This is a genomic window from Streptomyces sp. SID11385 (assembly GCF_010548245.1).
Taxonomy (GTDB): domain Bacteria; phylum Actinomycetota; class Actinomycetes; order Streptomycetales; family Streptomycetaceae; genus Streptomyces.
Window position 1 is genome coordinate 1 of record NZ_JAAGLR010001152.1, and the last position, 10488, is coordinate 10488.

The 10488-nt window shown below is 72.7% G+C and carries 9 protein-coding genes; 4 read left to right on the forward strand and 5 right to left on the reverse strand.

Features of this window, described 5'->3' with window-relative positions; all coding sequences use genetic code 11:
• The first annotated feature begins 374 nt into the window (after positions 1-374).
• From G3I42_RS35115 to G3I42_RS35130, 4 genes are read left to right on the forward strand one after another with little or no spacing between them, the layout of a single operon-like run.
• On the forward strand, positions 375-1448 hold the full coding sequence (locus tag G3I42_RS35115) for an ABC transporter permease (RefSeq protein WP_203607747.1): 1074 nt from the start codon (positions 375-377) through the stop codon (positions 1446-1448).
• On the forward strand, positions 1445-2410 hold the full coding sequence (locus tag G3I42_RS35120; protein ID WP_164291702.1) for an ABC transporter permease: 966 nt from the start codon (positions 1445-1447) through the stop codon (positions 2408-2410). Before G3I42_RS35115 ends, G3I42_RS35120 begins: the two co-directional genes overlap by 4 nt.
• A complete protein-coding gene (locus tag G3I42_RS35125; protein ID WP_164291703.1) occupies positions 2407-3723 on the forward strand; it encodes an ABC transporter ATP-binding protein in 1317 nt (438 codons plus the stop codon). The genes G3I42_RS35120 and G3I42_RS35125 overlap by 4 nt, the downstream gene beginning before the upstream one ends.
• Positions 3720-4796, forward strand: a complete 1077-nt coding sequence (locus G3I42_RS35130; protein ID WP_239096889.1) for an ABC transporter ATP-binding protein — start codon at positions 3720-3722, stop codon at positions 4794-4796. The genes G3I42_RS35125 and G3I42_RS35130 overlap by 4 nt, the downstream gene beginning before the upstream one ends.
• 168 nt (positions 4797-4964) lie before the next feature.
• Here the strand turns inward: G3I42_RS35130 and G3I42_RS35135 are convergent, their stop codons facing one another.
• From G3I42_RS35135 to infB, 5 genes are all read right to left on the reverse strand, one after another.
• Positions 4965-5927, reverse strand: a complete 963-nt coding sequence (locus G3I42_RS35135) for a bifunctional riboflavin kinase/FAD synthetase (protein ID WP_164291704.1) — start codon at positions 5925-5927, stop codon at positions 4965-4967.
• A 405-nt stretch (positions 5928-6332) separates the two neighbouring features.
• Entirely contained in the window at positions 6333-7241 is a 909-nt protein-coding gene (gene truB, locus G3I42_RS35140) for a tRNA pseudouridine(55) synthase TruB (RefSeq protein WP_164291705.1), read from the reverse strand.
• Positions 7238-7723 (reverse strand): 30S ribosome-binding factor RbfA, encoded by a 486-nt coding sequence (gene rbfA, locus G3I42_RS35145; RefSeq protein WP_164291706.1) that lies wholly within the window; start codon positions 7721-7723, stop codon positions 7238-7240. The genes truB and rbfA overlap by 4 nt, the downstream gene beginning before the upstream one ends.
• Positions 7724-7987: 264 nt before the next feature.
• A complete protein-coding gene (locus G3I42_RS35150) occupies positions 7988-8281 on the reverse strand; it encodes a DUF503 domain-containing protein (protein WP_164291707.1) in 294 nt (97 codons plus the stop codon).
• Between the two features lie 186 nt (positions 8282-8467).
• Positions 8468-10488: translation initiation factor IF-2 (gene infB, locus G3I42_RS35155; RefSeq protein ID WP_164291708.1), on the reverse strand; the 2021-nt coding region annotated here is incomplete at its 5' end.

Here is a 10488-nt window from a genome sequence, read left to right on the forward strand (position 1 = left end):
GGCGGCGCGGCGTCGCGCGCGACGCGTTGAACGGCCAGGGCGGCGTACGCGACGTCGCGACGTTTCCGCAGGTCGCACGCGACGTGGCATATGCGACGTCGCGCGGCTCGCGTACGTACCACGCGACGTCGCGCCCGCCGCCACCCCGTACCGCCCCCGCGACGTACCGCCCCGCCACGCACCGCCCGGCCGCCTACCGCCCGCCCTCGCACGTACCGCCGGGGCACCCCTCGCGACGTGCCTCCTTCTCCGGAGCCGTCGGCGCACCGCGCGCCGGCGTCGCTCCCCTCCGTCCGGTCCTCCTCCCCGCGCCGCGCCCCGCGCTACGGCGCCTCGCGGAAGGACGCCCCACTCAGCGGAAGACCGATCTGCCCATGAGCACCGAAAGCACCTCCGCGCCCGCGCGGGACCCCGGCGGCGCGGTCGCGGCTCCTGCCGCGGCCACGCCCCGTGGCCCCCGCCGGCGCTCGGGAACGGGATATCTGCGCTACGTGGCGGGCAAATTGCTCGGCGCGGTCGTGTCCCTGTTCGCCGTCCTCGTCACCAGTTTCTTCCTCTTCCGGCTCATCCCCGGAGATCCGATCAAGGCCATGACCGGCGGCAAGCAGGTCTCCCAGGAGCAGCTCGACTCCATGCGCCGGGAGTTCGGTCTCGACCTGCCGCTGTGGCACCAGTTCACCGACTACTGCGGCAAGGCGCTCACCGGAGACCTCGGGACCTCGTACCAGTTCCACACGCCGGTGATCGACAAGATCGCCGAGGCGCTGCCCGCGACGCTGCTGCTGACCGGGACCGCGTTCGTGCTGTACACGGCGCTCGGCGTCTGGCTCGGCTCGCGCGGCGCCTGGCGGCACGGGCGCTTCGGGGACCGCTTCCACACGGCCTTCGCGCTCACGCTGTACTCCGTGCCGTCCTTCTGGCTCGGCCTGCTGCTGATCATCGTCCTGTCAGTGGGCATCGGGCCGATACCCGGCATGTTCCCGACCGGCGGCATGGAGACCGGCGGCAAGGAGGGCTTCGCGTACTTCACGGACGTCGCGCACCACATGGTGCTGCCGGTCCTCACGCTCGTCGCGGTCGAGTACGCCCGCACGCTGCTCGTCATGCGGTCCTCGCTGCTGGACGAGATGGGCAGCGACTACCTGACGACGGCGCGCGCCAAGGGCCTGCGCGACGACAACGTACGGCGCAAGCACGCCGTGCCGAACGCGATGCTGCCCACCGTGACGCTCCTCTTCGTCAACCTCGGCAACACCGTCGCCGGGGCGATCCTGGTCGAGACGGTCTTCTCCTGGCCGGGCCTCGGCGGGCTCTTCTACCAGGCGCTGAGCATCCCGGACCTGCCACTCGTGCAGGGGCTGTTCTTCGTCTTCGCCGCAGCGGTGATCGTCATGAACACCCTCGCCGACCTGATCTATCCGCTGTTCGATCCCCGGGTGGGCCGATGACGACCGATACGACAGACGTGGCAACGCCGCGCGACGGCGCGGCTCCCGAGCCGGACGACGCCGCACACGCCGCGTCGCCGCGCGCGCTCGCGTGGGCGCGGCGACGTCGCGCCCTCGCCGACTTCGGGCGCGAGTTCCGTACCCGCCGCAGCGGCCTCGTCGGCCTCGTCGTACTGCTGCTCATCGCGGTGGTCGCGCTCGCCGCGCCGCTGCTCGTCGGCAGCGACTCGCGCAGCGTCACCGAGGCCCCGGGCAAGTCGCTGGAGTCGCCGAGCGGGGAGTTCCCGCTCGGGACGGACCAGTTCGGGCGCAGTCTGCTCGCGCTCATGGTGTGGGGCGCGCGCGTGTCCCTCGCCGTCGGCCTGCTGGCGGCGGTGCTCACCGTCGCGATCGGGACGCTCGTCGGCGTCACGGCGGGTCACTTCAGGGGCTGGTACGCGACGGTGATCATGCGCGTCACCGACTGGTTCCTCGTCATGCCGACGCTGGTCCTCGCCATCGCGCTCGCCACCGTCCTCGACCGCTCCATCTGGACGACGATCCTCGCCATCGGCGTCACGACGTGGCCGACGACGGCGCGACTGGTACGGGCGCAGACGCTGTCCGTCGAGTCGCGCCCCTACATCGAACGGGCCAGAGCGCTCGGCGGCGGGCACAAGCACATCATGCTGCGGCACGTCCTGCCGAACGTCATGCCGCTCGTGCTCGCCCAGACGACCCTGGTGATCTCGAACGCGATCCTCACCGAGGCGACCCTCGCCTTCCTCGGGCTCGGCGACCCGATCATGGTGTCCTGGGGCGGACTGCTCCAGGACGCGCGCGACGCCGGCGCCGTCAGCTCGGGCGACTGGTGGTACCTCGCGCCTCCTGGCCTCGCGATCGCGCTCGTGGCCCTCGCCTTCACCCTGTGCGGACGCGCCATCGAGTCCGTGCTCAACCCCAAGCTGGGGGACCGACGATGACTGAACCGACCACACCGGGCGCACAGGTCCCCGCTCCCTCGCGGGCGACGGAGCCGGGGGCGCGGGGCGCGACGTCGCGGCACGACGCCCGCGTGCCCGACAACGCGCGCATACCCGACGACGCGCGCGGGCCCGACGACGCGACGTCGCGCGGCGGGAGTGACGCGACGTCGGGGGACACGTCGCGTCCGTTGCTCGACGTGCGCGGCCTGCGCATCACGTACGGGAGCGGCGCGCGCGCCGTGCCGGCGGTGCGGGGCGTCGACCTCACGCTGCGCGCGGGCGAGAAGCTCGGCATCGCCGGGGAATCGGGCTGCGGCAAGTCCACGCTCGCGATGGCGCTGCTGCGCCTGCTGCCGCCGGGGGCGACGCTGGAGGGCCAGATCCTGCTCGACGGCGAGGACATCCGCACGATGGCGTGGGGGCGGCTGCGCGCCGTGCGCTGGGCGGGCGCGTCGATCGTCTTCCAGGGCGCGATGCACTCGCTCAACGCCGTGCACCGCATCGGCGACCAGATCCTCGAACCGATTCTCCTGCACCGCCTGGCGGGCCCCGAGGAGGGGCGACGTCGCGTCAAGGAGCTGCTGCGCCACGTCGGTCTTCCGGTGTCGCGCGCGACGGCGTACCCGCACGAGCTGTCCGGCGGGCAGCGGCAGCGCGTCATGATCGCCATGGCGCTCGCCTGCGACCCGCAGCTGATCATCGCCGACGAGCCGACCACCGCGCTCGACGTCATGATCCAGGCCCAGATTCTCCGGCTCATCGAGCGCCTCGTGGCGGAGAAGGGCATCGGCCTCGTCATGATCAGCCACGACCTCGCGGTGCTCGCCGACACGTGCGACCGGCTCGCGATCATGTACGCGGGCCGCGTCGTCGAGGAGGGACCGGCGCGGGAGGTCTACGAGGGCGCGCTGCACCCCTACGGCGCGGCGCTCTCCGGGGCGTTCCCGCGCATCGGCGACCCGGCGTCGCGCTACGCCCCGCGCGGCCTGCCGGGCGACCCGCCGGACCCGGCGTCGTTGCCGACGGGGTGCACCTTCCATCCCCGGTGCCCCGTGGCGCTGCCGTCGTGCGCGACGGAGCCGCAACCGCTGCGCCCGGCGGGGCCTGGACGTCGCGCGGCGTGCGTGCGGGTCGAGGAGGGGTTCGACGCGACGTCGGGCGACGCGACGTCGCCAGGCGGAACGGACGGCGCGACGTCAGGCAGCGGCGACGACGCCGCGTCAGGCGCGGGCGACGCACGCGACGCGGCGCCAGGGCCCGGCGACGCGGGGCACGACGGTGCCGACGAGGCAAGGAGCACGAAGGCATGAGCACGACCACGCGGGAGCAGGCCCTGCTCGGGGCACGCGATCTGGGCATCACGTTCCCCGGGCGGCGTGGCGCGCCACGTGCGCGCGCCGTCGACGGGGTCAGCCTCGACATCGGCACCGGGGAGATCGTCGCGCTCGTCGGGGAGTCCGGCTGCGGCAAGACGACGCTCGCGCGCTCTCTCCTCGGCCTCGTCCAGCCGACGGAGGGACGGATCACCTTCGCGGGAGAGCCGATCTCGTACGGGTCGCGAGCGCTGCGTGCCTACCGCAAACGGGCCCAGCTCGTGCTTCAGGACCCGAGCGGCTCGCTCAATCCGCGCCACACCGTGTACGACGCGGTCGCCGAGGGGCTGCGCATCCACCGCACGCCGGGCGACGAACGCGCCGCCGTCGCGCGGGCGCTGTCGCTCGCCGGGCTGCGCCCGCCGGAGCGGTTCTTCCTTCGCTACCCGCACGAACTGTCCGGCGGACAGCGGCAGCGCGTCGTCATCGCCAGCGCGCTCGCCCTGGAGCCGGAGCTTATCGTCGCGGACGAACCCGTCGCCTCGCTCGACGCGTCGGTGCGCGGGGAGATCCTGGCACTGCTGCTGCGGCTGCGCGAAGAGCTGGGACTTTCGGCACTGGTCGTCACGCACGACCTCGGGCTCGCGTGGAACATCGCCGACCGCGTCGCCGTCATGTACCTCGGCCGCATCGTCGAAGCGGGCCCCGTGGAGGAGGTGCTGACGCGGCCACGCCACCCCTACACGCAGGCGCTGCTCTCGGTGCTGCCCGAGGCGCCGGGAGAGCCCGTGGTGCTGAGCGGTGAGCCACCGGACCCGACGAACATCCCGGGCGGCTGCCGCTTCCACGCCCGGTGCCACATCCTCGCCTCCGGCGAGGCGGAGCAGGCCGGAGTCGCGGACGCCTGCCGGACGAAGGACCTCCCCGTCCTGGACGGACACGGGGCGGGCGTCGCGTGCCACTGGGCGACGGCGCGCGCGGAGGCGGCGACGCCGCGTGGGGGCGACACGTCGCGTCCCCAGGACACGTCGCGTACGGGCGACACGTCGCGTCCCGACGACGACGCGTAGGCGACGTGGCGTCCGTGCGCGACGTCGCGTCGCGTCGCGTGCGGACGGCAGCCCACGCAGCCACCTACGCGAGGGGGCGGCGCCCCTCCCCCGGCATTCACCCGAGGGAAGGGGCGCCGCCCCGTGTCCACACGCGACGTCGCCCGCCCACGTCCCCGCGTCGTGTGCTCAGTCCTGGTGCTGCGCCTCGTACTCCGCGATCAGCGCACGTGAGCGCTTGACGTCGTCGGCCATCGCCGTGAGGAGTTCGTCGATCGTGGCGAACTTCTCCATGCCGCGCACGTAGGCGAGGAAGTCGACCGCGACGTGCAGGCCGTAGAGGTCGAGACCGACGCGGTCGATGGCGTACGCCTCGACGGTGCGGTGCTTGGCGTCGAACTGCGGGTTGGTGCCCACCGAGATCGCGGCGGGCATGGCCTCGCCCGCGACGTGCAGCCAGCCGGCGTAGACGCCGTCGGCGGGGACGGCGGTGTGCGGGAGGGTCTCGACGTTGGCAGTCGGGTAGCCGAGTTCCCTGCCGCGCTGCGCGCCGCGTACGACGACGCCCTCGACACGGTGCGGGCGGCCGAGGATCTCCGCGGCGCCCGTGACGTCGCCCTCGGCGACCAGGCGGCGCGTGAGGGTCGAGGAGAAGGGCTGGCCCGCGCCGGCGTCGCCGCTGACGTAGAGGTCGACGAGGTCCACCTCGAAATCGTCCTCACGGCCGAGTTCGGCGAGCAGCGTCACGTTGCCCGCCGCCTTGTGGCCGAAACGAAAGTTGGGGCCTTCGACGACGACCTTGGCGTGAAGGCGCTCGGTGAGGACGGTGCGGGCGAAGTCGGCGGGCGACAGACGCGAGAACTCCGTCGTGAAGGGAAGGATCAGCAGCGCGTCCACCCCCAGGTCCGCCATCAACTCGGCGCGCCGGTGGTGCGCCGCGAGGAGCGGCGGGTGGCTGCCGGGACGGACGACCTCGCTCGGGTGCGGGTCGAAGGTGACGACGACGGACCGCAACCCCAGCTCCCTGGCGCGGTCCACGGCGCGGCCGATGATGAGCTGGTGCCCGCGGTGCACCCCGTCGTAGGACCCGATCGTCACGACGCTGCGCCCCCAGTCCTGAGGGATGTCCTCCAAGCCACGCCAGCGCTGCACTGTGACCGCTCCTTGTCGCACCTGTGGGATGAGCCGGTTGTCGGGATTCCACGAATCCGCAGGTCTAAGAGTGCCACGTCGCGTGCACACGGCAACGGGCGGGCGGCGCGGGCACGACGCCGCGCGAGCGGCCGGCATCGCGCCCCACCACGTACCACGTCGCGCGCCACGCCGCGCCACAGCACGTCCAACGTCGCGCGCCACGCCGCACCGCACCACGACCGACGTCGCGCGGCACCGCCTGCCACGTCGCGTGCGACCTGGCCTTTTGCGCGTACGACGTCGCGCCGCCGACGCGACGTCGCCCGTCCACCGACACGCGACGCCGCCGCGACGCCGCGCCCGCCGCCCCCGCTACGTCGCGCGTCCGCGTGCCACATCGCGACAGCGCGGGCCGCCCGCATCTCAGCCGAAGACGGCGAGGCTCTTCGCCTTCCCCCGGTCCGCCTCGACGAGGACGAGGAAGGCCCCGTCCGGGCCGTGGACGGCGACGGGGCCGCGTCCCGCGTACTCCTCGGGCATGGCGAGTCGCACGCCGTTGAGGAGGAGCCCCGCGCGGCGCGCGTCGACGTCCCAGCGCGGGAACGCCGCGTCGGCGGCCTCCGCGACGGGCATGACCGTCAGCTCCTCCTGGTGCTGGTCGAGGGTCCGCGCCGCGTCGAGGCGGTACGGGCCGACGCGGGTGCGACGCAGCGCCGTGAGGTGCCCGCCGACGCCGAGCGCCGCGCCGATGTCGCGCGCGAGGGCGCGGATGTACGTACCGGACGAGCACGTCACCGAGACGAGCAGGTCCTGCACGGGAGTGCCGTCGGGCGCCGTCTCGGGGCGCACGTCGTGCACGAGGAAGGACGAGACGGTGACGGGGCGGGCCGGGATCTCGAAGTCCTCGCCCTCCCGCGCGCGCTTGTAGGAACGCTTGCCGTCGATCTTGATGGCGCTGACCTTGGAGGGGACCTGGAGGATGTCCCCGGTCAGCTTCGCGACCTCGGCGTCGATCGCCTCGCGCGTGACGCCCGAGGCGTCGGTGGCCGAGGTGATCTCGCCCTCGGCGTCGTCGGTGACGGTGTCCTGGCCGAGGCGGACCGTGCCGACGTACTCCTTCTCGGTGAGGGCGAGGTGGCCGAGCAGCTTGGTGGCGCGCTGCACCCCGAGGACGAGGACGCCCGTCGCCATGGGGTCGAGGGTGCCGGCGTGGCCGACACGTCGCGTGCCGGCGATGCCGCGCATCTTCGCGACGACGTCGTGGGAAGTGAACCCGGACGGCTTGTCGACGATGACGAGGCCGTCCGGGGTCGTGGTGCGCTGCGTGGTCATTCGGTGCCGCTGCCCCTGCCCTGCTCCGCCGAGGTGTCCTCGGCCGCGCCGTCCTCGTCCTCGTCCGCCGGCTTGCGGTACGGGTCGGCGCCCGCCGCGTACGCCGCGCCGGTCGAGACCTGGCGCACCTCCTCGTCGCGCAGCCTGGCGCGGTCGAGGAGGTCGTCGATGGTGCGCGCCGTGTCGGGCAGCGCGTCGGGCACGAAGGCGAGGCTCGGGGTGTAGCGCACCCCGGTCTGCCGGCCCACCTCGGAGCGGAGCACGCCCTTGGCGCTCTCCAGTGCCGCGGCGGACGCGGCGCGCTCCTCGTCGTCGCCGTAGACCGTGTAGAAGACCGTGGCCTCCCGGAGGTCACCGGTGACGCGTGCGTCGGTGATGGTCACGAAGCCCAGTCGCGGGTCCTTGATACGCCGTTCCAGGGTCTGGGCGACCACGACCTGGATGCGATCGGCCAGCTTGCGGGCGCGAGCGTTGTCGGCCACCGGTCCGTCTCCCTACTTGGTGCTGTTCTGTCTCGGTTGGTCTGTGTGGAGGGCTGGCCCTCCGGGGGCACGTCGCGTGCGCGGCGCGGCGTGGACGGGGCGACGTCGCGCCCCGTACGACCATGATGCGCCGCCCCGTACGACGCGACGTCGCGCCCCGTGGGACGCGGTGCCGCGCACCGTACGGCGCGACGTCGCCTCCCTGCGTCGCGTGCGCGCCCCCCGGCGACGCGACGTCGCGCGCCGCGGTGGGAGGGGCGGCGGTCAGTCCTCGTCCCCGTAGAAGCGTCTGCGCACCGCGAGCAGTTCCACCTCGGGACGCGCCGCGACGAGGCGTTCGCAGCGATCGAGGAGATCGCTGAGGTGGCCCGCGTCGCCCGAGACGGCGGCGAGGCCGATCTCGGTCCTGCGGTGGAGGTCCTGCGCACCCACCTCGGCCGCGCTCACGGCGTACTTCCGCTGGAGCTCGGCGACGAGGGGGCGGACCACGGAGCGTTTGCCCTTGAGCGAGTGCACGTCGCCCAGGAGCAGATCGAAGGACAGGGTCCCCACATACATGCTGGTCCGGATGTCCCGCCGGTTCGGGGTATGAGGCGCCGCCTCCGTGCGGCGGCAACCTCCCCACCGTACACGCGACGCACGGGGCCGATCGACGGAATTCTCCGCCGACCGGCCCCGTGCTCGACCGTGTCAGCCGCGGCCCGCCTCAGCCGTGCTCACGCACGACCGACGCGGGGCGAGGCATCAGACGCGCGGCTTCTCGCGCATCTCGTACGTCGCGATGACGTCGTCGACCTTGATGTCGTTGAAGTTGCCGAGGTTGATACCGCCCTCGTAACCCTCGCGGATCTCGGTGACGTCGTCCTTGAAGCGACGCAGGCCCTCGATGTTGAGGCTCTCCGCGATGACCTTGCCGTCGCGCAGGAGCCGGGCCTTGGTGTTGCGCTTGACCTCGCCGGAACGGATGAGGACACCCGCGATGTTGCCGAGCTTGGAGGAGCGGAAGACCTCGCGGATCTCCGCCGTGCCGAGCTCGACCTCTTCGTACTCCGGCTTGAGCATGCCCTTGAGGGCCGCCTCGATCTCCTCGATCGCCTGGTAGATGACCGAGTAGTAGCGGACGTCGACACCCTCGCGCTCGGCCATCTGCGTGGCACGCCCGGCGGCGCGCACGTTGAAGCCGATGACGATGGCGTCCGAGCCGGTCGCCAGGTCGATGTCCGACTCCGTGACCGCACCGACGCCGCGGTGCAGCACCCGGATGTCGACCTCTTCGCCGACGTCGAGCTGGAGCAGCGAGGACTCCAGGGCCTCGACCGAACCGGAGGCGTCGCCCTTGATGATGAGGTTGAGCTGCTTGATCTCGCCCTCCTTGAGCACCTTGTCCAGGTCCTCCAGGGAGACGCGCCGGGTGCGCTTGGCGAACGCGGCGTTGCGCTCGCGGGCCGCGCGCTTCTCGGCGATCTGGCGGGCGGTGCGGTCCTCGTCGACGACGATGAAGTTGTCGCCGGCGCCGGGGACGTTGGTGAGACCGAGCACCTGGACGGGCGTCGAGGGACCGGCCTCGTCGACCGTGTTGCCCAGGTCGTCGAGCATGGCCCGGACGCGGCCGTAGGCGTCGCCCACGACCATCGTCTCGCCGACCCGCAGGGTGCCGCGCTGCACCAGGACGGTCGCGGTGGCGCCGCGGCCCTTGTCGAGGTGCGCCTCGATCGCGATGCCCTGCGCGTCCTGCTCCGCGTTGGCGCGCAGGTCGAGCGAGGCGTCGGCCGTGAGGATGACGGCCTCCAGGAGGCTGTCGATGTGCAGGCCCTGCTTCGCGGAGATGTCGACGAACATCGTGTCGCCGCCGTACTCCTCGGCGACGAGACCGAACTCGGTGAGCTGGCCGCGCACCTTGGTCGGGTCGGCGCCCTCGACGTCGATCTTGTTGACGGCGACGACGATCGGCACCTCGGCGGCCTTGGCGTGGTTGAGCGCCTCGACCGTCTGCGGCATGACGCCGTCGTTCGCCGCGACCACGAGGATCGCGATGTCGGTGGACTTCGCACCACGGGCACGCATGGCGGTGAACGCCTCGTGACCGGGGGTGTCGATGAAGGTGATGCGGCGGTCCTCGCCGTTCACCTCGGTCGTCACCTGGTACGCGCCGATGTGCTGCGTGATGCCGCCGGCCTCGCCCGCGATCACGTTGGTCTTGCGGATCGCGTCGAGCAGGCGGGTCTTGCCGTGGTCGACGTGACCCATGACGGTGACCACCGGCGGGCGGGCCGTGAGCAGCTCCTCGCCGCCCTCGTCCTCGCCGAACTCCAGGTCGAAGGACTCCAGGAGCTCGCGGTCCTCCTCCTCGGGGCTGACGATCTGAACCTTGTAGTTCATCTCGTTGGCGAGGAGTTCCAGCGTCTCGTCCGTGACGGACTGGGTCGCCGTGACCATCTCGCCGAGGTTCATCATCACCGCGACCAGCGAGGCCGGGTTGGCGTTGATCTTCTCGGCGAAGTCGGTGAGCGAGGCACCACGCGACAGGCGAACGGTCTCGCCGTTGCCGCGCGGCAGCATCACGCCGCCGACCGACGGGGCCTGCATGGCCTCGTACTCCTGGCGCCTCTGCCGCTTCGACTTGCGACCACGACGCGCGGGACCGCCGGGACGCCCGAAGGCACCCTGCGTGCCGCCGCGGCCACCCGGGCCACCGGGACGGCCGCCGAAGCCGGGACGGCCACCGCCGCCACCGGGACGCCCGGCGAAGCCGCCGCCACCGCCAC

Coding starts and splice junctions, on each gene's coding strand:
- truB (WP_164291705.1), bottom strand. CDS start 7,241: ATGACCACGCAGCGCACCACGACCCCGGACGGCCTCGTCATCGTCGAC.
- G3I42_RS35130 (WP_239096889.1), top strand. CDS start 3,720: ATGAGCACGACCACGCGGGAGCAGGCCCTGCTCGGGGCACGCGATCTG.
- G3I42_RS35125 (WP_164291703.1), top strand. CDS start 2,407: ATGACTGAACCGACCACACCGGGCGCACAGGTCCCCGCTCCCTCGCGG.
- G3I42_RS35120 (WP_164291702.1), top strand. CDS start 1,445: ATGACGACCGATACGACAGACGTGGCAACGCCGCGCGACGGCGCGGCT.
- G3I42_RS35150 (WP_164291707.1), bottom strand. CDS start 8,281: ATGTATGTGGGGACCCTGTCCTTCGATCTGCTCCTGGGCGACGTGCAC.
- G3I42_RS35115 (WP_203607747.1), top strand. CDS start 375: ATGAGCACCGAAAGCACCTCCGCGCCCGCGCGGGACCCCGGCGGCGCG.